The 20,739-nt window shown below is 56.5% G+C and carries 25 protein-coding genes; 15 read left to right on the top strand and 10 right to left on the bottom strand.

All coding sequences use genetic code 11. The features are described 5' to 3' along the window. Window positions 1–137 precede the first annotated feature (137 nt). Both JXQ78_RS08025 and JXQ78_RS08020 read left to right on the top strand, forming a co-directional pair. Window positions 138–1,214: an ABC transporter ATP-binding protein gene (locus JXQ78_RS08025; RefSeq protein ID WP_330630254.1), complete on the top strand. Its 1,077-nt coding sequence runs from the start codon at window positions 138–140 to the stop codon at window positions 1,212–1,214. A gap of 65 nt (window positions 1,215–1,279) precedes the next feature. Next, window positions 1,280–1,483 (top strand): hypothetical protein, encoded by a 204-nt coding sequence (locus JXQ78_RS08020; RefSeq protein WP_330630253.1) that lies wholly within the window; start codon window positions 1,280–1,282, stop codon window positions 1,481–1,483. Between the two features lie 2 nt (window positions 1,484–1,485). On the opposite strand, the gene JXQ78_RS08015 is transcribed toward JXQ78_RS08020, so the two are convergent. Further along, on the bottom strand, window positions 1,486–2,076 hold the full coding sequence (locus JXQ78_RS08015; protein WP_330630252.1) for a GNAT family N-acetyltransferase: 591 nt from the start codon (window positions 2,074–2,076) through the stop codon (window positions 1,486–1,488). Window positions 2,077–2,523: 447 nt separating this feature from the next. Between JXQ78_RS08015 and JXQ78_RS08010 the strand changes: the two genes are divergently transcribed. The 3 genes from JXQ78_RS08010 (at window position 2,524) to glmM (ending at window position 4,709) form a co-directional block, all read left to right on the top strand. Next, window positions 2,524–2,805, top strand: a complete 282-nt coding sequence (locus JXQ78_RS08010) for a hypothetical protein (protein ID WP_330630251.1) — start codon at window positions 2,524–2,526, stop codon at window positions 2,803–2,805. Further along, on the top strand, window positions 2,798–3,154 hold the full coding sequence (locus JXQ78_RS08005; protein ID WP_330630250.1) for a type II toxin-antitoxin system PemK/MazF family toxin: 357 nt from the start codon (window positions 2,798–2,800) through the stop codon (window positions 3,152–3,154). Before JXQ78_RS08010 ends, JXQ78_RS08005 begins: the two co-directional genes overlap by 8 nt. A gap of 190 nt (window positions 3,155–3,344) precedes the next feature. Next, window positions 3,345–4,709 carry a phosphoglucosamine mutase gene (gene glmM, locus JXQ78_RS08000; RefSeq protein ID WP_330630249.1) on the top strand — a complete coding sequence of 455 codons (1,365 nt, stop codon included), beginning with the start codon at window positions 3,345–3,347 and terminating at the stop codon, window positions 4,707–4,709. Window positions 4,710–4,716: 7 nt separating this feature from the next. Here glmM and JXQ78_RS07995 read toward each other — a convergent pair whose 3' ends face one another. Beyond that, a complete protein-coding gene (locus tag JXQ78_RS07995; protein ID WP_330630248.1) occupies window positions 4,717–5,622 on the bottom strand; it encodes a serine/threonine-protein kinase RIO2 in 906 nt (301 codons plus the stop codon). Between the two features lie 277 nt (window positions 5,623–5,899). On the opposite strand from JXQ78_RS07995, the gene JXQ78_RS07990 reads away from it, so the two are divergent. Then, window positions 5,900–7,261 (top strand): DolP-mannose mannosyltransferase, encoded by a 1,362-nt coding sequence (locus JXQ78_RS07990; protein ID WP_330630247.1) that lies wholly within the window; start codon window positions 5,900–5,902, stop codon window positions 7,259–7,261. Between the two features lie 8 nt (window positions 7,262–7,269). Here the strand turns inward: JXQ78_RS07990 and JXQ78_RS07985 are convergent, their stop codons facing one another. The 4 genes from JXQ78_RS07985 to JXQ78_RS07970 all read right to left on the bottom strand — a co-directional run bounded on the left by JXQ78_RS07985 (window position 7,270) and on the right by JXQ78_RS07970 (window position 10,986). Then, window positions 7,270–7,533 carry a hypothetical protein gene (locus JXQ78_RS07985; protein ID WP_330630246.1) on the bottom strand — a complete coding sequence of 88 codons (264 nt, stop codon included), beginning with the start codon at window positions 7,531–7,533 and terminating at the stop codon, window positions 7,270–7,272. 331 nt (window positions 7,534–7,864) lie between these two features. Then, window positions 7,865–9,412 (bottom strand): ABC transporter permease, encoded by a 1,548-nt coding sequence (locus tag JXQ78_RS07980; protein ID WP_330630245.1) that lies wholly within the window; start codon window positions 9,410–9,412, stop codon window positions 7,865–7,867. Then, entirely contained in the window at window positions 9,409–9,546 is a 138-nt protein-coding gene (locus JXQ78_RS07975; RefSeq protein WP_330630244.1) for a hypothetical protein, read from the bottom strand. Before JXQ78_RS07975 ends, JXQ78_RS07980 begins: the two co-directional genes overlap by 4 nt. 9 nt (window positions 9,547–9,555) lie before the next feature. Further along, window positions 9,556–10,986, bottom strand: a complete 1,431-nt coding sequence (locus tag JXQ78_RS07970; protein WP_330630243.1) for a serpin family protein — start codon at window positions 10,984–10,986, stop codon at window positions 9,556–9,558. 244 nt (window positions 10,987–11,230) lie between these two features. Between JXQ78_RS07970 and JXQ78_RS07965 the strand changes: the two genes are divergently transcribed. The 5 genes from JXQ78_RS07965 to JXQ78_RS07945 are packed head-to-tail and all read left to right on the top strand — an operon-like array spanning window position 11,231 to window position 13,214. Continuing rightward, complete coding sequence (locus JXQ78_RS07965; RefSeq protein ID WP_330630242.1) at window positions 11,231–11,569, top strand: ArsR/SmtB family transcription factor; 339 nt, start codon at window positions 11,231–11,233, stop codon at window positions 11,567–11,569. Beyond that, on the top strand, window positions 11,566–12,063 hold the full coding sequence (locus JXQ78_RS07960) for an SRPBCC domain-containing protein (protein ID WP_330630241.1): 498 nt from the start codon (window positions 11,566–11,568) through the stop codon (window positions 12,061–12,063). The genes JXQ78_RS07965 and JXQ78_RS07960 overlap by 4 nt, the downstream gene beginning before the upstream one ends. 7 nt (window positions 12,064–12,070) lie before the next feature. Further along, window positions 12,071–12,643, top strand: a complete 573-nt coding sequence (locus tag JXQ78_RS07955; RefSeq protein ID WP_330630240.1) for a dihydrofolate reductase family protein — start codon at window positions 12,071–12,073, stop codon at window positions 12,641–12,643. After that, window positions 12,640–13,062 (top strand): dihydrofolate reductase family protein, encoded by a 423-nt coding sequence (locus JXQ78_RS07950; protein ID WP_330630239.1) that lies wholly within the window; start codon window positions 12,640–12,642, stop codon window positions 13,060–13,062. The genes JXQ78_RS07955 and JXQ78_RS07950 overlap by 4 nt, the downstream gene beginning before the upstream one ends. An 11-nt stretch (window positions 13,063–13,073) precedes the next feature. Then, the gene (locus JXQ78_RS07945; protein ID WP_330630238.1) at window positions 13,074–13,214 is read left to right on the top strand and encodes a hypothetical protein; all 141 of its coding nucleotides are present in this window, start codon (window positions 13,074–13,076) and stop codon (window positions 13,212–13,214) included. A 192-nt stretch (window positions 13,215–13,406) separates the two neighbouring features. Here JXQ78_RS07945 and JXQ78_RS07940 read toward each other — a convergent pair whose 3' ends face one another. Both JXQ78_RS07940 and JXQ78_RS07935 read right to left on the bottom strand, forming a co-directional pair. Continuing rightward, a complete protein-coding gene (locus JXQ78_RS07940; RefSeq protein ID WP_330630237.1) occupies window positions 13,407–14,534 on the bottom strand; it encodes a citrate synthase in 1,128 nt (375 codons plus the stop codon). A 155-nt stretch (window positions 14,535–14,689) separates the two neighbouring features. Continuing rightward, window positions 14,690–16,147 carry a citrate/2-methylcitrate synthase gene (locus JXQ78_RS07935; protein WP_330630236.1) on the bottom strand — a complete coding sequence of 486 codons (1,458 nt, stop codon included), beginning with the start codon at window positions 16,145–16,147 and terminating at the stop codon, window positions 14,690–14,692. A 159-nt stretch (window positions 16,148–16,306) separates the two neighbouring features. On the opposite strand from JXQ78_RS07935, the gene JXQ78_RS07930 reads away from it, so the two are divergent. Both JXQ78_RS07930 and JXQ78_RS07925 read left to right on the top strand, forming a co-directional pair. Beyond that, window positions 16,307–16,480 (top strand): hypothetical protein, encoded by a 174-nt coding sequence (locus JXQ78_RS07930; protein ID WP_330630235.1) that lies wholly within the window; start codon window positions 16,307–16,309, stop codon window positions 16,478–16,480. A 238-nt stretch (window positions 16,481–16,718) separates the two neighbouring features. After that, window positions 16,719–17,879 carry an MFS transporter gene (locus JXQ78_RS07925; protein ID WP_330630234.1) on the top strand — a complete coding sequence of 387 codons (1,161 nt, stop codon included), beginning with the start codon at window positions 16,719–16,721 and terminating at the stop codon, window positions 17,877–17,879. 41 nt (window positions 17,880–17,920) lie between these two features. Here the strand turns inward: JXQ78_RS07925 and JXQ78_RS07920 are convergent, their stop codons facing one another. After that, window positions 17,921–18,709 carry a M14 family metallopeptidase gene (locus tag JXQ78_RS07920; protein ID WP_330630233.1) on the bottom strand — a complete coding sequence of 263 codons (789 nt, stop codon included), beginning with the start codon at window positions 18,707–18,709 and terminating at the stop codon, window positions 17,921–17,923. Between the two features lie 244 nt (window positions 18,710–18,953). Between JXQ78_RS07920 and JXQ78_RS07915 the strand changes: the two genes are divergently transcribed. Both JXQ78_RS07915 and JXQ78_RS07910 read left to right on the top strand, forming a co-directional pair. Beyond that, a complete protein-coding gene (locus JXQ78_RS07915) occupies window positions 18,954–19,235 on the top strand; it encodes a twin-arginine translocation signal domain-containing protein (RefSeq protein ID WP_330630232.1) in 282 nt (93 codons plus the stop codon). A gap of 29 nt (window positions 19,236–19,264) precedes the next feature. Continuing rightward, complete coding sequence (locus tag JXQ78_RS07910) at window positions 19,265–20,026, top strand: hypothetical protein (protein WP_330630231.1); 762 nt, start codon at window positions 19,265–19,267, stop codon at window positions 20,024–20,026. On the opposite strand, the gene JXQ78_RS07905 is transcribed toward JXQ78_RS07910, so the two are convergent. Then, the gene (locus tag JXQ78_RS07905; RefSeq protein WP_330630230.1) at window positions 19,996–20,658 is read right to left on the bottom strand and encodes a DNA methyltransferase; all 663 of its coding nucleotides are present in this window, start codon (window positions 20,656–20,658) and stop codon (window positions 19,996–19,998) included. The genes JXQ78_RS07910 and JXQ78_RS07905 overlap by 31 nt on opposite strands. Window positions 20,659–20,739: the final 81 nt, after the last annotated feature.

Here is a 20,739-nt window from a genome sequence, read left to right as displayed (position 1 = left end):
TATGTATCAGTATTTCAATGGCATAATTCCTGTGGCTGATTGCTAATATAATTTCAATTAACAGGACTCAATATGGGGCAACCGTCGAATGTGTGTTCACCATCACATTCAAGTAGGTTCGTTGATATCCCTTGAGAATGACCGACACCACCAGATCGACCGGTGATCCCCTGGTTTCGCTCGTTGGGGTAACCAAAACGTACGGTGACGTAACCGCAGTGGACGATATCGATCTAACGATTCGACAGGGTGAGTTCTTTTCTCTGGTGGGACCGTCTGGCTGTGGGAAGACAACGACGCTGCGGTTGATCAGCGGCTTCGAGCAGCCCTCATCCGGGTCCGTTCGGATCGCAGGCGAATCGATGGCTGACGTTCCACCGGAGCATCGGGACACGAATCTCGTGTTCCAGCAGCTCGCCCTGTTTCCTCACATGACGGTCGCAGAGAACGTGAGCTACGGCTTACAGCAATCGGGTATCGATCCGGCGACGATCGACGACCGGGTCAAGGAGTATTTATCGCTCGTCGATCTCGAGGGCTTTGGCGATCGACGGCCATCGGCGTTGTCCGGTGGCCAACAACAGCGGGTTGCACTTGCTCGCGCGCTGGTGAACGAGCCGAGCGTGTTGTTGCTCGATGAACCCCTCTCATCGCTCGATCGGAAGCTCCGCCAGCAGATGCAGGTAGAACTGCGATCGCTTCACGAACAGACGGCGGGCGGATTTTTCTACGTGACGCACGATCAATCGGTGGCGATGACGCTTTCTGATCGGATCGCCGTGATGAACGACGGTCGGATCGAACAGGTTGGCACTCCCGAGGAAATCTATCGCGAGCCAGCCAACGCGTTCGTTGCGGATTTCGTCGGTGATACGAATCTGCTATCGGGAACAGCAGCACCGACCGATGACGGGGCGATCGTAACCCTTGATGGTGATGGGTCGGTATCGCTTCCGATAGAGCGTGAGATGACGGGATCGGTAACGGTCTCAATTCGCCCAGAAGCGCTATCGATCGTTGATGACGGACAGTTCACGGGGACGGTGACCGAGCGATATTTCCAGGGCGATCGAACGACGCTGACGGTGGTGTCTGACGGCGTGGCGACCGATCCGATTTCGGTTGTGGTGCACGGCCGACAGGGCCAACTCGACCGTGGTGTGTCGGTAGAACTCTCCGTGCCAGCGTCCGCTCCAGTGGTGTTTCCGGAGTAATTGACGAGTGTAGATCGATTTATCTCGTCGAAACGCCTTCGGTCCTGCCTGTGGATAGTGGAGACATGCGTCCTCGGTCAGCAATCGACTGGATCGCCGTCGTGTTGTTGCTGGTTGGCGCGCTCTCGTGGGGTGTCTTTCTAACGGGCGATCCGCTTCTTATGGACCTGTTTCAATCACTCTGGGCACCGCTGGATGAGCTGCTAATGTTGGCGATCACCCTGGCGGGTGTGTACTGGGTGTATCGGCTGATTACGGCTGATTCGTAGTCCTACTCCTCCGTTACTGCGCATTCGTTATCGACCACTGACCCAACGCCGGCCCACGCATCGGCAAGCAGCCCAAACCGTTCGGCATCAACATAGCCGCCGTTGGCGAACTGTGCATCTCTTGCGGTTCCCTCGTGGACGAAGCCGAGTCGTTTACAGAGCGTTCGGGCATCGTCGTTGGGGGCCATCGTGGTTGCCGAGATCCGATGCAATCGAAGCTGCTCGAAGCCGTACTCGATGAGTTGGGCGCTCGCTTCGAGCGCGTATCCGTCTCCCCACACGGATGGGTGGAACCAGACCCCGAAGTTCGCAGAGCCATCGGCTTCGTTCAGCGGATACAGCTGCACCGAGCCAACGGGTTTGCCCTCGAACGCTCCCGATTTCGGGGCTGCAAGCAGCGTAACCCCCGTGTCGTCGGTGTCAATTGGCCACAACTCCTCTCGGTAGCGCGTTTCGCTGTACGGTCGTCTGAATACCCCGATGTACTGGCGCACCTTCGGGTGATTCACTCCCTTGAGCAGGAATTCGATGTCGTCTTCGTCAACTGGTTGGAGGTCGATACGGTCGCCGTCGATGAACGTTGGTCCTGACATCTGTCTTGTTTTGCTATGGTCTGTAATCACAGAGCAAACGCGAGCGTGGTCACTGGAAAGCATTGCTGGCCCCCAGCAGTGGGCTCAGAACGGGAATGAGTGGGTCATCGGACAGCGCTCTGATTGTGTGTCAGGATGGACTGCCAATACGATTTTGGGTGGCGTGATAACGGTAAACGATCGGCTTTCAGCACCTGTCCACAGTTTCGCTTGCTTCCCATGGACTGTCGAGAACCGAGAGCGCACTGCCAGCTCGGGTTCTGCAACCAACGGCAGTGTGGCCCCCAAGAGCGAGGCGCTACCGTCCAACTGGGACGCGACGCTAATTCACGTCGGCCTGTATCCCCGCCAGTGTAACCGATACCAAGCGGAACCTGCCCCTCTAGATGTAATGGGCAATAGTGGGAGAGATTTAAGAGCGTGTGGGCCATAATGGGTAATAGGAAGATGAACGTCGAAGTCGACGACATTCGCACGAAGGAGGCTGACGACCGGGGACGGTTGTACCTTGGCACGGAGTACGCGAACAAGCGCATTACCGTCGCCATCGTCGAGGTTGCGGAGGATCAACCGAATGAGGACGAACTTGCGGCGGCCTACCGCAATGCGGCCGAGTCTGCCCGCGAGATCACTCGTGAGTTCGAACAAGTTTCCGACGAGGCGTGGGAGTCGCTTGGTCCTGCACCGGGCGTCGAAGGCTACGACGCTGACGGCGGAAACGATGAGTAATAACGCGCCGGAGGTCCGACGTGGAGACATCGTTATCGTCGCGCTAGAACCGACACGCGGTCACGAGATGCAAATGACCCGCCCGTGCGTGGTCGTCCAGAATGATGTCGGCAACCGCAACGCGCATACGACCGTCGTCGCACCCGCGACGACTACCCACCACGGCTTTCCGTTTGAAGTGTTGGCCACGGCTGCTGAGAGCGATTTTGAGGAGGATTCGTCGATTCGGCTCGATCAGATTCGGACGGTCGATATTGCCGAACGCATCCAGTTCGTCGCCGGACGGCTTCCGGCGTCGATCATGCGAGAGGTCGATAGCGCGCTGAAGCTTGAACTGGGCCTTGAGTGATTTTCAGAACGAGTTTTCCACCCACACCCGACACCGTGGCACTGGTGATGGCGATTTCTATCTCAGTCATACATGAGAACTCTACCCAAACGCCTGATCTCTGGGGCTGCTTGATCCAACTCTATATAGCGACATAGGGTGTACGACCAGTTCGCGAGAGTTTTTTGCACCCCTCTCCTAGGGGCCAGTGATGAAGGTGTTCGGATCGAGTGGCGTTCGGGGGGTTGCCAACGAGGAGTTAACCCCAGCGTTCGTCAGTCGCGCCGCGATGGCAGCCGGCTCCGTGTTCACGGCGATGGGACACGATCGGGTCGCGCTGGGGCGTGATACACGCAAAACGGGGGAACTGTTCAGTGATAGTGCGGCAAGCGGGCTCGCAAGCGTCGGTTGTGACGTTGACGATCTCGGAATCTTGCCCACGCCGGCGGTCCAGGCCTACGCCGAGCGAAATGGCGTGCCAGCACTCGTCGTGACGGCGAGTCACAACCCGCCGGAGTACAACGGCATCAAGCTCATCGGCGCTGACGGGGTTGAGCTGGTGCGCGAGACGCTAGAGCAGATCGAGGACCGACTGCTGACCGAGCGCTTTGAAGCCGTGTCGTGGGACCACACAGGCACTCGTACCCGGATCGAAAGCGCAGACAGAGAGTATATTGAGGCCGTGATTGGGGCCGTCGATCGGGAGAAAATCGCCAACGCGGGGCTGACAGTGGCGATCGATCCCGGCCACGGCGCTGGTTCGATGACCTCTCCGGAGCTGTTTCGCGAACTCGGCTGTTCGGTCGTGACAGTCAACGCCCAGCCAGACGGGCAGTTCCCGGGTCGCGACCCCGAGCCAGTCGCGGAGAATCTCAGCGCGCTCAGACGGCTCGTTGGGGCCTCTGATGCGGACCTGGGGATCGCCCACGACGGTGATGCAGACCGTGCGATTTTCGTGGACGAACGGGGCAATCACATCGAAGGCGACGCAGCGTTCGCGGCGCTGGCGGCCGCAGAACTCGAATCGGGCGATACGAGCGTCTCTGCGGTGAACGTCTCACAGCGACTCGTCGATGTGGTCGAAGACGTTGATGGCACGCTCGAACGGACGCCGATCGGGAGCACCAACATCGTCACGCGAATCCAGGCGCTCACGGCCGAGGACGAAACCGTCCCAATCGCTGGTGAGGGCAACGGCGGGATTCTCTTCCCGGAGTATCGGCTCTCTCGCGATGGAGCCTACACGGCAGCGCGCTTTTGCGAGCTGGTGGCAGAGCGGCCAGCAAGCGAAATTATCACCGAGCACAGCGGCTACGAGAACGTTCGACGGAACCTCCACTACGATTCGGATGTCGAACGCGAGCGCTTGCTCGAAACGGTCGAAGAGACCGCCCGCGATGCCGATGCGAGCCTCGACACCACGGACGGCTACCGCCTGGATTTCGACGATGGCTGGGTCCTCGTCAGACCAAGCGGAACGGAGCCGCTCATCCGGATCTACGCGGAGGCTACGTCCCAGGAACGGGCCACAGAGCTTGTGGCCTGGATTCGTGGCGATCTCCCGACGCCAGTCTGAACCGACCTCACCAGAACGTCTTGATCGATTCGAACGAATCCGCTCGCAACGCAGCTGCGAGCTCGTCTGCCGGCGTCTCCTCGAACTCGCTTGGATGTTTTCGCTTGAAATAGCCCACGAGATTACGAACGTCTCGTTCGAGGAACTCGTCTGCGTTTTCGTGGGTCGTTGGCACCGCCTGTGGCCAGTCGAACAACAGCACACCAGATTCGGCGACAGCAACGTTGTACTCGCTCATATCCGCGTGCACGAATCCTTCCTGGTAGGCGTCGGCGAGCTCGGAGAGTATCAGATCACAGACGCCCACGGCCTGATTGTCATCGATTGTGGCCCGTGAGAGCTCGACGCCGTCGAATTTCTCCATCACGATGGCGTGGCGGTTGTGATCAATCGGCCGGGGGACGCTCACAGTCGGGTAGACGGTTTCGAGCGCCTCGTACTCGCGTTCTGCGGCTTTCCTGGCGGTGTAGAGCCAGGATACGTGCTCGTGGTCGGCGGTGTACTCGCGCTCGCGCTGGACTTCACGGAAGTTCGTGTAGCCTTCGCGGTGGTATTTCAACGCCAGTGCTTTGTATGATTTGACCTCGTACACGTCGCTTTCCTTGCCAACGCCCAGTGGCGCGCCAAAGCCCTCAATCGTGCCACGCTCGACCAGCGTGTGCAACGCGAGGATGTCGTATCCCTCGAACGTGAGCCGAAAGCCCTGATACTGCATCGTCTTGCGTTCGATCAGCCCACGACGCTCGCATCGATCCAACCGGTGGGTCACCTCCTCGTCGTCCAATCTGGCGTACTCCGTCAGTGTCTCCCGATCGACCCACTCGCTAAACCGCATCCCGTGTTCGACGCCCGAGAGCAAGTAGAAATCCTCCGACTCCAGATCGCGCATCTCCCCGGCGACGTTCCGTACCATGGGGCTGCTACCCGGTCATGGGTAAAAAGTTCCCCGCGTCAGGACAGATATATCGTATGTCGCTATATGGATTGTGGGCTGTGTGGGTACAAAATCCGCGGTCCATTGTTCTGGTTGTAACTTGTCTCTCTCGATTGCCTCTACTGTCGTTAGATTGCTATCCGTCGAAGGGGCTCCAGATTCTGCCTTGCCCGATTACAGAGACGTAGGGCAGCACTACCAACCACAACATGTATTAGTAATCTACCGAATTCCTACATACGAAAAGTGATCAGAATTGCATTTTCTAGAAAATATTCCCAATAAAATATCAAAAATTAAAGATAGGATAGCTAGCCACTGGCTGCTGTCAGTGGGAATTGTGCTCACTATTTTTCATTTAGTTATTTTTGTGATGGTGGTACTGCAACCGGGTCGTCTACCGGTCCGTCCGGACAGCGGAATTTTTCAATACGCGGGCTGGTACATGGCACAGGGAGGAACGTTGTATACCGAGATTTGGGAGGTGAAATTGCCTCTGGCGTACGAGATACCAGCTCTCCTTGCGCTTCTCTCGGGAGGGAATATTCTTGTTCATCATCTCTTAAATGTGATGATAACGATCATTGCTGCCGTTGGCTCAGGTCTTCTCGTTTCCCTTCTGGTTCATGATCTCACTAATGATCGAGGTGCTGCCCTCATCTCGGGGGTTAGCGTTCTTCTCCTTCCGGGGTTCTTCTATCTCCCTGCATATGGATTCAAGGCGAAGTTCTTTGTTACGATCACGGCACTCCTGTCGATTTATAGCGCTCGAACAGAGCGCCCAATGCTAAGTGGTGGAGCAGCAGCAGCCTGTGTTGGTTTCTATCAGGCGGCTGCAATCGTTCCCATACTCGCTGTCGTATTGAGCTATCAGCATGATAAGGTTCGTGGGGCGGCACGTGCTGTTGCTGGAGGTGTGGTACTAACTGCGATAATGGTCGCTCCAATCGTTTTATCGGGAGCCACAAGCGCTATGATTACGGAAGCGATTTTGACGTTATTTATTATTGATACTGGACATGTCAGTTTAATTGATGCGTTGGTAAGCGGAGGAAGGTATTTTGGGGTAGCTGCCCCAGCGGTGTTGCTCGGCGGTATTGGAATCCTATTTTCGATTTCTGATTACAATTGGCGGGACACGTGGTGGATTACCGTTGCTGCAGTATGGTTCGGCTTCATTGTCTTTTTTGTTGACTATGATTCGTATCCGGACCTGATTCCCGGCCTTGTCATAGTGGCTATTGGTGTTGGTATCATATATGATAAATTTAGTTGGAAACATGGTCGAGCAGTCATTGCTGGGGTAGTCTCCATTTGTATTGTTGTAAATCTAATACTGGTGCTGTCTGGTGGCGTCATCGCAGGAATCCCTTCGATTAAAAGTCCACAGCCACTTGACGATTTACAACAAAGGACCTACCAGAAATTTGGAGAAGATGGAGAGAAAGCTCAGATACAACGTCCTACCGTTCAGTATCTCTATTGGAACCAAATCGAATCTAACACGTGCCATATTCGTCTCTCTGGCACCGAAATTCGATGGCTCCATATGACAAATAAACCATGGATTGACAAAAACTGTGGCGATCTACAGACCGCAACTGAGCACATAGGATAACCCGGTATCTACATTGTTCGGGCTAGAACGAAGCTTGAACTCTGTTTGACACTGAAGACATCCGCGATTATCCTGTGTATCGAAGAGATTCCGGCTGACCCGACAACCACAATTTCTTCTTCCAGTGTGACGATCGGTAGTACGGCCCTCTCGACGCGTTCGATCCCGTCCAGCACGACCGCCGTGTAAACCTCCACGTTCGTTTCGAGTCGTCGATCGGGATGGTGGGCAGCCAGTTGCTCGTGAGCGACCGTCCCAATCGGTTGGTTCACAAGATCGGTATCGACATCGTGCTCTCACAACGCTTTGACGAAGCCCGCGAGATCTGCGAAGGACCGTCCGAGACGATCGAGCTCGCTGACTGGGCGCGATTCATCTCCAACTTGAACGGGCTAAGCAGACCTCTTCCGTCGTGTGAGATCGGATGCTGAGTGGCAGCTCTCTCCAAACACGATCGCAGAGAGCCATTTTTACCACATACTAATTGAATAGTAACTATATTCCCAAAGGATCCTTCTATAGATATACTCTCACTCATTTACTATGAATTAACGTATTTGAGGGTCAGAGCACGTTTACACTCCGACGTTAGGGGTCTCTACGCTACGGAAATGAATTGGACCGAGTGAGTCCAATCCCTGCTATCAGGTGGACGACAACCCCGCCTCCCAGATACAACGCCCACATAGGATCACCGTTGGCGCTCGCTACGAACGCTTTGATGGGCCAGTAGGCAGGAATCAGCCCTGCTACGTACTGAAGTGGTGCTGGCACCACAGCAATCACCAGTGCTGGTCCGAGAATGACCAGATTGACGAGTTTGCTGAGAGCGATTCCCTCGATAGTGTTCGAGGTCAATGTCCCGAACGCAAACGCGATGATCGGGCCTCCGAGAGCACCGACTGCAGTCGTTCCGAGCAGTACCAATGGTGGGATATCCACGAGATTAATGACAACTACCGCGGGAAGGGTTGCCGCCAGACTCAGGGCGTACGCTGTCGCCCCTCGGTACAGGAGATACCCACGAGACGACAGCGGGCTCGTACGGTATGCGGCGAGCATACCTTGTTCGCGGTCCTCGAGGATGAACATCCCAACAATGAATCCGTAGATCGACGGACCGAACACCACCATCGATCCAGCGATCACTGGATAGTACTGCCGTAACACAATTACAGGAGCCAGCATAGTCGAAATCGTTGGGGTCCCAGATCGAATGATCACCGCGAGCACGAACGGACCAACGGCCCCAATAGCCAGCATCGGATCTCGCACCCAGTTGCGGATGTCTGCCAGTATCAACCCAACAACGGGCGATTGGGACCGATACCAGCTCCCGTCGGTTCTTTGCTGGGCTTCTGGAACGTCCGTCCGTCCGAGTTGATCGCCGGTGTCGCCACCCCGAACGATATGCCGTCGGAAGGATTTTTGTGCCCACAAGTAGGCGATGGCATTGGCAACAACCAGGTAGCTGACGCTATAGGCCACTTTCCACGGAACCACTGGACGGAATCCTGCCTCAATGAGGAGCAACACTGGTTGAGCAGGGAGGAGATAGAAGAGCCATGTCTCAACGAATCCAACGTAGCCAAACAACGGCAGAAAGAGGATGACACCCCAGCCAACGGCACTTATGAAATATTCGTTGATAGAATCGAAGCGTGCGACCGCCACGAACCCGATAAGTATGAAAAGCGACGCGGAAAGGCCGACGCCGCCGACTAACACTATCAGTCCCGCCGTCAGTCCATGTCCGAAGGCGGCGACCACAACCGAGGCGACGACCGCAAGCAACGAAAGAGAGGCCACTTTCGCGGCGAGATAGCCACGGTCGCCAAGCGGTGAGGTCACCAGGGCCGCCAGCACGCCTGTTTCCTTCTCAAACAACACCACTGCGGCGATGAAGTAAAAACCCAGAAGTGTCGTATCAGTAGCGATCAACAGCACGGCGATGTCGGTTCGCAGTGCTGGCCCTATTGCTCGGAGCCCACCGACGAACGCAACCGTGAGGAGTGCGTAGACAGCATAGAAGCCATAGCGGAACTGGAGTCGAACGTCCCATAGCAGCATCGACCAGAACGCACTCATCTCACCGCTCAAGTGTACGAATCCGAGGCGTTGAGTGCCACCTCGCTTTGTATCGTCCGTCACGTCAGTTTCGCCCCGGTGACTGCGATAAACACAGCTTCGTGGGCGTTACTGTGGGTGATTTCGGAGAGAATTTTCGGGAAAGGGCCATCTGCAACAACATCACCGAATAGCGACCGGCCAACTCGGCTTTCCATACCATTCTATTACTTATCGGGAGCAATATCGCCTGCATCCCCAACCCGACCGACAAACAGGATGGCGTTCGTCGGTTGGTGTCGAATACAGAACAGAAACGGCCGATCGACAGTCATCTCGTACGGATCGACGGGTGCCGAGGTAGTACCTATCGATACACCAGTGGCAGCGGCTGCTTCGGTTCCGCTCTCATCAACTGCAATGTGCGTTTTGTGCTTGATGTCATCGATAAAGAGATTCCCATCGCTCGTTTCAGATTGATACATCCCTGTGAAATCTGCGTTCGATCGATCGAACGCGTTCGCCATTCCGAGTGACGACAGGGTCTCAGTGAGGCCAACGGACGTCTCAAAGCTGAATTTTGGGAGCGAAAGCGTCCCACCCGTCGGGGTCAACGAATCGAATATCGACTGCAGGCGGTCGGCATCGAGCTTCTGCTCGAACGATCTGAACTGGCCCGCCTCTGGCAGAAGAATCACCATCCCCACAGCATCCCCCACATAGGGCAGCTCCACGGCCTGGACGCCGTTTTCCTCGGCGTAGGGCAACTCGTTGGCAGATTGCACCATCATCGGGACGGTGCTCGTCTGGTCATCAAGTGCGGTGAATGGCTTGTTCTCCGTTCGGTCGTTCGCGAACGCATGCTCCCAGTTTGCGTGGAAATAGACCGCGTTTGTAAGCACGAGCCGGGTGTACTGATGCAGCGATCCACGCGGAAACAGCTCCTGAATCTTCCCTGCTGTCTGTTCGCTCACCCACTCGTTGATCTGCGTACGAGCTGCTTCATAATCGTTCTCGAAATCAACAACGTTGAGCCCCGCCCCGTAGAATTTTGCCAACGTATCGAGATAGGTGTCGCGCCACGGAAATCCACGCTGGCCCCAGACGGAATTCACCGTCTCAAGCGTGAACGGTGTTCCATCCCCGTCGTTGCTTGTGGTCTCCGTTGTGGGTGTTTGTGCGGGCGTTGCGGTCGATGCTGGTGGGTCTACCGCGCCAGAAAGCGTCGCAAACGAGTGGTGAAGCCGGTCGTCATTGACCCTGAACTGGAGCGTCTCTCGGATCTGCGAGCGGGTTTTCGCGTTGCTGCCGGCGTAGGTCATTGCCAGGGCGACCGAAATGCTGTGTGGCGAGAGGAGGAAATTCGTTCGATTGTCCGCTTCGGCGAGTTTTTTGTGGAGCGTCAGTGCGAACGCCGTATTTCCACGAACCAGCCGATTGCGGGTGGACGAATCGACCGCAGTATCGATTGCGTTGCTATCCGATTGGAGAATGTTCATGCCTGCTGGATTTTGTTGTGTGTTGTTGTCAGTTTGTTGGCTATTCTCCTCCGTATCATGATTCTTCGATTGTTGACCACTCAGACAGCCTGCAAGGGCTGTTCCGGCGAGAAGACTACCGGTGGCGTAGAGGAGCGACCGCCGCGTCGGCAAGGACATATTTACACGATAACAACTGTTGGCACGAGGGTTTAGGTTTTGGGTGGGTTGATCGAGATTTCCGTTACGAACTGGCCTATTCCGTGATCACGTAGTGTAGCTGCCAGCGATCCACGCAAAATACAGCCTTCGCCGCAGACGGAAGCTGACGCAATGGTCATCGGTCGACAATTTCTCCACCGGTGGAATCAGCAGTTCATTTAACCAAAGTGTTTAATATACCTGCTGCTGTATGTTTAACTGGATGGTTGAACATCAGTCGGACGATCTGGACCTCGATGCCATCTTCCAGGCATTGGCCCACCCGATCCGCCGGGCAGCCTTAGAACAGGTAGCCGACGGTCCAAAGAGCGTCAGCGAGTTGGCTGCGCCCCACGACGTTTCCCTGGCTGCGGTTTCGAAACACCTGCGAGTCTTAGAGGACGCGGGCCTGCTCGAAGTGGAGCAGGATGGCCGTGTCCGTCGGTGTCACCTGGCGGCTGCGCCGCTGAGCGAGGCATTCGGCTGGCTCACTCGCTACCGCGTCTTCTGGGAGGATCGACTCGACGCGCTGGAAGACCATCTGGAGGAAGATACAACATGACCGACAACGACCCTGCTGACGACACACCAGCGAACGACGCACAGAGCAGTGCTGACCGAAGCGTGACGATTAACCGCGTGATCGAGGCCTCCCCCGAGCGAGTGTATGAGGCGTTCGTCGATCCCGACGAATACGCTGCGTGGCTCCCGCCAGAGGGATTCTCTGGTGAGATCCACGAGTTCGACGCCACCGAAGGCGGGACCTTCCGGATGACGTTCAACGCCGAAAGCGAGGAATTAGAACCGTACGCCAGCACGTTCTACGGAACGTTCGAGGAGTTGATTCCGGGTGAGCGAATCGTCTACACCGAACAGTTCGAAGGCGATGAAACCGGGATGGCTGGCGAGATGACGACGACGATCACCTTCGAGGCGGTTTCCGGTGGAACCGAGCTCGTCGTGACGCAGGCCGGGATTCCCGAAGCAATTCCGCCCGAAGACGCCGCCGAAGGGTGGAACGATTCCCTCGATAACCTCGCACGGATCGTCGAGTAACTTCACCATGAGGAAACTCATTGTTGACAACAAGATCACGCTCGATGGCGTTTTCGACAACCAGGCGGAGTGGCTCATGGATTGTTGGGACGACCCAGACGACCTGTCGCGGCAGGCGAAAGGGTACATCGACGAGTTCGATGCGCTGTTGCTGGGTCGGGTAACCTACCAAGGGCTCTCTGCGGTCTGGCCTCAATCGACGGATGACATCGGATTCGCCGACTGGATCAACGACGTTCCAAAGCATGTCGTCTCAACCACTCTTTCCGAAGACGACCTCTCGTGGAACGCGCAGTTGCTTTCGGGAAACGTCGTCGAGGCAGTCACCGAGTTGAAAGCGCAGTCCGGTGGGGACATCCTGCTGGTTGGAAGTGGCGAGCTGTTGGAGACGCTCATAGCGCACCAGCTCGTGGATGAGTATCGGATCTGGCTGCATCCAATTATTCACGGGAGTGGGACGCAGCTGTTCACCGATACGATCGAGCCGACGCAGCTGGAGCTGATCGATGTGGAGAGAACGAGTGCAGACGCCGTGATTCTCACATACCAGCCAACGAATACCAAAGGGTCATCCCCATGAGTACGGTGGTCCTCGATATCAGCATCTCTCTGGACGGATACATCACCGCGGATACCCAGAGCCCGGAGCAACCCCTCGGGGAAGGTGGCGCTCAACTACACGACTGGATAGACGATGAAATTGGCAGCCAACTCCTTGCGGAGGCGACAGCCAACCTGGGAGCGGCCATCGCTGGCCGCACGACGTACGATAGTTCGCTCCCGTGGTGGGGGGCAGATGGCCCGACTGGTCCTGCCCGCTGTCCGGTGTTCGTCGTCACGCACGAACAACCGTCGGATCCGCCTGCTGATGGCGTGTACACGTTCGTAACCGATGGCATCGAAAGCGCGCTCGATCAGGCAACGGCAACCGCGGGTGCGGAGACGGTCAGTGTGATGGGCGGCGCGAGTATCTGCCAGCAATTTCTCGCTGCTGGCTGATCGATGAGATTATGATCCATCTCGCGCCGGTGCTGTTGGGTGGTGGAACGCCGTTGTTTGAGAATCTGGATGGTGAGCGGATCGATATGGATCTCCTCGACGTGACCGAATCAGCCTCGGCAACCCATCTTCGATTCCGTGTTACCAGTTGATGGGATTGCTCTCCTATCTCGGTTTGGCCATCAGGACTGAACGCGTCCCAACAGTTATTACTCAAATCAGAGGCGAAAGCCACGCTATACGGGTACCGTAGCAGTTCGACGCTACCGATTCTCTCGTCGTCGATCACGACGCTAGTTCGGAACCCGCCGGTCTGTCGCCGTCACTGGGTCCAGAGGCGCTCGCTATCGATCCGATCGTGGGGTCCACCCTCGATCTCGTTTTCCAGTGTACCGTGCAGTGGGACGGACGAGCTTTGGATCTTCGAGTTCCTCCAGACAGTGTGTCGTCCAGCCGACAACGCGGGAGACAGCGAACGTGGGGGTAAACAGCGCCGGCGGAATGTCGATCCCGTCCAGCACGACCGCCGTGTAAAACTCCACGTTCGTTTCCAGTCGCCGATCCGGATGGTGTGCGGCAAGTTTCTCGCGGGCGACCGCCTCGAACGAACTGGCGGTTTCGAACAGCGTCGAGCCGTCGGTGTGTGTATCCAGCCGTTCTGCCACGCTGGCGAGCACGGCCGCACGCGGATCGCGGGTTCGATACACCCGGTGGCCAAAGCCCATCAGCCGATTTCCAGACTCGAGGACGGACTCGACAGACGCTGTGGGCGACCCTGTTGTTGCCACCGTCCGTAGGGTTTCAAGGACTGGACCAGGCGCACCACCGTGACGCGGTCCTTTGAGCGCGCCAACGGCCCCCGTTATCGCCGACACCAGATCCGACTCCGTCGAGACGATCGACCTGGCGACAAAGGTTGAGGCGTTGAGCCCGTGGTCGATCACTGCGATCAGATACGCCTCAAGCGCGTCGACGACCGCCGGTTCGGGTTCCGTTCCGGTGTGCATGTATAGATAGTTCTCGGCGTGGCGAAGCTCCGTCCGCGGCTCGACAGGAGCCTCTCCCGCTCGATATCGCCAGTACGCTGCGACGATCGTCGGTAACACCGCCACCAGTCGAACGGCCTGTTCGGCTGGTGGTTTGCCATCAAGATCGAGTGCGGCCACGCCCATACGGACGGCATCCATCGGATGGACCGCCTCGGCGGCTGCCCGAGACAGCAATGTCGATACTCGGTCCGGAAGTTGTCGATGCTCGGAAAGCCTCTTCTGAAACGTCGCAAGCTGGGTTTCAGTCGGCAGGCGATCGTTGAACAGCAGATAACAGCACTCTTCGAAGGTCGCATTGTTCGCCAGCACCTTGATCGGAATGCCCCTGATGATGAGCGACCCGTTCTCACCATCGATATCGCTCAACTCAGTCTCTGTGACCGCAATGTCTTCGACTCCACGATGCAGTGAGTTGTCAACCATCTATATCTATTTGGCGGACGGGGAGGCGAGAAATAATGGTTTGGAGAACGTAGATTCTCTAGGCACATTGCACGCTTTGAGGCTACATCGTGAAATCAGTTCAGAGGGCTCCTCTCGGTGGTAATCTTCTCGAAACGCTCACAACGTGAGGAGAATCACGCTTCCCCATCACAGTCGGTCGTCTGCCCGACTGACGATGTGATATCGCCATCCAGCAATCGTTCGACGATCCGTTGGCCAGGAGCCCGCAAGGTGTACGTTGCCCCAACGTTTGCGATGAGCGTTCCCCGAAGCCGTCTGAGATGGTAGTTGAACCGCCCCTTGTCCTGGATTGAGCTCCGTTCGCGAAACGCCGAATACGAGAGCGGTTTGCTTGCCTGATCGAGAATTGCGAGCAGTTCGAGACGGCTGGGTTCGGAAAGCAGTTCGAAGGCGTTTGCAAGCTCGGCGAGCGTGTCGGGATTGAGCTCCTCATCCGAAATGGCAGCATCACGATCGGCTCGAGACACCCAGGATCGGGGTTTAGGACCATCGTATTGCGACCGTGGCCTGAGCAGGGTCTCGCTTTCGAGCTGTTCGAGATAGTGTGCCATCCAGCCGGCCGTCCGTCCGATTGCGAACATGGCTGGAAACAGCGGTGGTGACACCGCAAGCGCATCGAGCAAGACGACGGCGTAGAAATCCACGTTGGGAGTCCGCGGATGCTCGGCTCCCGCACCCACCTGGTTGTGAACGGCCGTTTCGAGTGCTGTGGCGGCTTCGAGAAGCGACGTGTCGCTGTGTCCCTCGAGTACCGTTTTGGCGCATTGTTTCAGTATCTCCGTCCGTTGATCGCAACCGGTGTAGACGCTGTGTCCGAAGCCGGGGATCGACTCACCAGCTGTTAGTCGCCGTTCGACGAACGTTGTCGGAGATTCCACAGCACCCACGTGCTGGAACATCGCGTGAATTCGCGTGAGTGCGCCACCGTGGCGTGGTCCCGTGAGCGCACCGACCGCCGCGGTCGCCGCGGAGAACGGATCTGCGCCCGTCGATCCAACGATTCGAGCGGCGAATGTCGAGGGTGTAACGCCGTGCTCGATGATCGTCGTTAGATACGTCTCAAGGCCGGCGACGGTAGCGTCATCCGGTTCCATCCCGGTGAGCATATACCAGATATTTGCGGTGTGTGAGAACGCAGCGTGTGGTTGAATGGGTGTGCCTCCCTCGCGATATTGCCAGTACGCTGTAACGATCGTCGGACAGATCGCAACGACGCGGCTGGTTGCGATCAGCGTATCGTCACTGTTCACGGTCGCTGTGGCGAGTCCCATTCGGAGTGCCTCCATCACCGACCGGTTCTCTTGAGCAGCCGTTTCGAGCACTGAGTGCACTGGCTCAGAAATCGACCGCCGATTCGCTAGCTCTGTCCGAAACGATTCGAGTGCGTCGGTCGTTGGGAGCCGACCGTTGCGGAGTAGCCACGTGGCCTCCTCGTAGCTGGCTTTTGTAGCGATCGCTTCGATCGGATAGCCCCGAACGTGGAACGTCCCGCCGTCGGCGTCGATATCGCTACAGCTCGTCTCTGCGATTGCCGTCGCAGTCAGGCCTGGATCGAAGATCGATGGTGTCACTCTCTGTATGTGATCGATCGGGTGATGGCAAGGGTGTTTGGGTGTGCTTCGAAGCGGGCAAGCAATTGTTGCTATGGAACCATCAGAGGCAATTTGGGAAATGGGTATGGCCAGAGTCACGACATCAACAATGCATGCAGTTCGACATCACTCACCGCTGTGACGATCGACACGCGAACGAGCGGTGAGAGTCTTCTGGACGCCGCCAAATCGGTGGTTGGTGGTGAATCTGCCATCACGAACGAGTTCACGATCAGGGGTCTCGACAGGTTTACCGAATCGATGGAGGATGCGCTCTCGATCGGCAGTGGTGACTTCAATATCGACCTCTGAACGGTTTCTCAATACTGTTCAACATTTTATGTCTCAAAACAGCTATCTTTTGGCATGTTCACATTCGATCATAATTGTTTGAATTATTATATAATGATCTCATTCGGTTGGTTCGAGCGCCGAAAATGACTGAGTGCGAACGAATTTTGCATTGGTTGTGAATTATATACCATGGTATCACTTCGACATACTGTCTCATAATCAACACATATTTGAGCGACTCAGAATTTGTTACTGTATGAGAATTAGGGGGACTCACCCAGCGGTTTTGGCAACGGCGGTTGCAACGTTTGGTTCCTTTCTCGGTATCGGAATTGTCGATCCGATTTTGCCAAGTATTGCCCGCGAGCTGGGCGCGTCACATTTCATGGTGATGTTCTTGTTCACGAGCTATCTGCTGATTATGGGACTTGCTAATCTGGTGGCGGGCGCGCTTGCCACGCGGATTGGTAACAAACAGACATTGATACTCGGACTCGCCATCGTTGCCGTGTTTTCTGGTGCGTGTGCACTCGTTTCGACGGTCGAGTCGCTGACCGTGCTTCGAGGGTTCTGGGGGCTCGGCAACGCGTTGTTCACGACAACGGCGCTTTCGATCATCGTTGGTGTGGCCGGCAAAAACACAGAGCGGGCAATTGGATTCTACGAAGCGTCGCTCGGGTTTGGCATTGCCTGTGGGCCACTGCTCGGTGGGGTTCTGGGTGCAAACTCGTGGCGACTCCCGTTTGTCGGTGCCAGTGTCATCATGATCCTCGCAATCGCTTTCGTGGGGATGACTGTTCGCGAGCCAGCCACAGAACGGAAACAGGGCATTCGTGATGTCGTTGTGACCTACCGCCATCCCGGCGTGCGCACGGCCGCAATCGTTGGAATGCTGTACACGTTCGGATATTTCACGCTGTTTGCCTACACCCCACTGATTCTGGGAATTGGAACGGTCAAAATCGGTCTTGTGTTCTTCTTGTGGGGTCTGCTGTTGGTTGTCGGCTCGACCACCGTCTCACCGAGACTTAATCCGCGGTACGGAATTACGAAGGTCACCAGCTTCTCGCTCGTGCTGTTTGGTGCCCTGTTGGCGCTCATGGGGGCTTCGACCAACAGTATGGCCCTCTCGGTGCTTGTCGTCCTTGGTGGTCTTCTCTGTGGGATGCTAAACGCAAATCTCACGACGCTCGCGATGGGCGTTTCCGACCACGGCCGATCCGTTGGGTCAGGCGCGTTCAACAGCTTGCGATTCATCGGTGGTGCGTTCGCGCCGATCACGGCAGGCTTGCTTGGCCAGACGTACGGCGAAACCGTTCCATTCGTGTTCGCTACAGTTGTGGTGCTCACTGGGGCGTTCGTATTGCTAACACGGTTCGATACGTTCGCGGTTCTCACGTCCGAACCAGTCCACTGATCTCGCGAATGCGATCGTTGGATCGCCTTTTTCACGACGACTCAGTCGATGAGATCGAAGTAATCGAGTACCCCACGCACCGTAGCCTGATGCCAGTCGATTCGCTTCTCGAGGGGATTGTTCCAGTACGTCTCGACGATGAACGACGGAATGTTCGCGTCGTATGTCGCCTTTTCCGTCAGGAGGCCGATTGGTTCATCATCGGGTGGACCGATCGTCCCGCTTTTAAATGCAAGTTTGGGCTGGGATACCAATCTATTCGCACGCCGTACCGCCATTCGTGCTGCATCGTACCCTTCTTTTCGTGGCGAACAAAACACGGTCTGGCCCACACCAGATGGCTCTCCACCGTAGATGCCACGCGATTCGTGTAAACTCACCAGGGCGTCTGGATCGATCCTCTGGACGAAATTCCAGATCGTTCGTGCGAGTGGCGTCGTTGGTGTGTCGTCTGGAACGAATTTCCGATTCAGGTCGCCAGTGTCCGTCGACCGACTGTCGTCTGCGATTGCGCCCGGATTCGCCCGCGGAAGCAACACCAGCTTTCCGGCTTCTGGCGTCCAGTTGACGAACGATTCTGCCGCTTGATAGCCAGCGATCTCGTCACCGTGGACTCCCCCAACAACCAGCGCTGTCAGCCCACTCGTCCTAGCTTCGGTCGTCATCACTTCTAGCGTGTACTCTGAGCCCGGAACGGACAACTCCCGCGTTGCCATCTGCCCGGGAGTGTGTGCCCTTGCAGGGTGTGAAGCGCTGACAGAGACCGCTCCAAGGCCCGTCCCTGCGATTGCTCGTAGTACGGCCCGCCGTCGCATGACTGTCTCTGCCATATCCTCTTTTGACAGCAACTGAACAGATAAAGCCAGAAGACCGTTGCGTTGGAGTTGAATACGATTACACTGCAGATATGACAGTCTAATTTGTTTATACTAGACTATTTGTTCTTCGTGTAGTAGTCGGTCGCCGTCCGGTAGTGGCTGGGTGGCGGAATAAACAGTTCGGTCATGGATACTGTTCGGTCGGATCTGTTGGCAGGGGCACGCTTATCATCTATCAGTCCAACAACAGACAATTGTGTCTGATCGTTCGACTCGACGGCAGTTTCTCGATTTCTGTGCTGGTGTCGGTGGACTGCTTACGGCTGTCGTGACGAATCCGATGGGAAGCGCACTTTCCCAGCCAGCTGTTGCGAACGACACTGTTTATGTTCCGGTGTCTGAGAGCGACACGCTCCACCGTGGCATTGTGGCACTTGACGCCCAAACAGGGACGCGCCGGTGGTCGTTCTCACCTCGAACGGGATTGGGGTCATTCTCCGCCGTCGCAATCGCCGGTTCGACGCTGTTCACCGCTTGAAACGGCCATTTCTACGTCCTGGAGGTTTCATGAGCGAGCAGTCCGCCGAACGATCACGAATCGGCTTTCTTCGAGTACTCATGCAGGCCATTCACGGACTCAGGGACGACAAAATGGCAGTCCTCGTTCCGATGGCTGCTGGGGCGGTCGTCGCCGCTGTCGATCATCTCAGGCGTGGCGATCCGATCCCGGTGACCGACTACGTCGGCGTTCGGGAGCTCCGATTTGCGATTTCACTTGATGTTCCGGTGACCATCACCGGAACCACGACGACACAGCTGAATGCGGTCGGTGGCTTGCGAGCGCAGTGGGTTGCGTGGCTGTTCGTTCTCCAGCTCGCTGGCTTTCTCGCCAGCGTTGGTGCTGGCCTGTTTGTACTGTCCAGGGTTCGAGCGCGGCCACTCACGAATCGAACTGCCGGTCGCTACGTGGTGTTTGCCTTCCTTGTGTCGTTGCTGTCCGTGCTGTTCGAAATCAGGAGTGTGTGGATCGTAATCCCTCTGTTTGTTATCGGGATGTTCGTGTTCGTTCGGCTGTTTCTCGTTTCTGGATTGATCGTGGATGGAGCGACGATTGTGGAAGCGATTCAGAAGAGCTGGCGTCGAACACGAGGATATGGCCGGACGATTCTGGCCATTTTTATCGTTCTTGGATTGTGCCACCACCTACTGTTGAGCGTTCCACTGGTTGGGCCCGTTGGCAGTGGACTGATCGTGTCGATTCATGGCGGCTCAATCGGTGTGATTCTCGAACGGACTGCTCACTCCGGAACGGAAAACACCAGACAGTAGGAGTGATCAAACCCATAGCCGTACCGTCCATCGGTCGCGTCCTCGGTGTCTTCCCAGACGATCACCTGCTCGCCATCGAACGAGTACTGATTCGACAACCGATCAGCCACGTCCCAGGCGAGCGTCGTCACCCGCCCTTCGTGTTTCATATTCACGATGTCGAGAATCACCCGTGCTCCGGGAACGAACACTGATCGAAGCCGTTCGAAGATGTTCTCGATGTCGTCGAGATACGAAGCATAACTGCTCGTACCTCCATAGTTCTCGAACGGGTTCCGACTGTCTGTTTTCTCCATAAATGGCGGCGATGTGAAACAACAATCAATTCGTCCGAGCGAGCTCGGATCAATCGTTCGGAGATCACCCTGTCGGATCCGTGTCGGATCGTCGAGATGGTTACGGGCGTAGGCCACCCGTTTGGGCTCGTACTCGACACCGAAGGGTACGCGATCCATCGATTCGGCTACCGACAGCGTCGTGCCATAGCCAGCGAACGGATCGAGCACGCGATCTCCCGGCTCACTCCACCGATCGAGGGCGCGACGAGCCAGCTCGTGTGGCGTCCGGAGATCGTATTCGTCCACCGGAAGCTCGCTGTCGTGTGTGTATTCAAGCGACCAGAAGCTGTCCATGCGTGTCCATCTGCTGTCGAAGTTTTTCCACGTTCTGCTCTCTCGGCAAAACCAAACCCCTTAGCGGGCTGATCACCTCTG

It is taken from the genome of Halocatena halophila, from assembly GCA_027563145.1.
In the GTDB taxonomy this organism is placed as follows: domain Archaea; phylum Halobacteriota; class Halobacteria; order Halobacteriales; family Haloarculaceae; genus Halocatena; species Halocatena halophila.
This window is presented reverse-complemented; position numbering and strand designations above follow the sequence as displayed.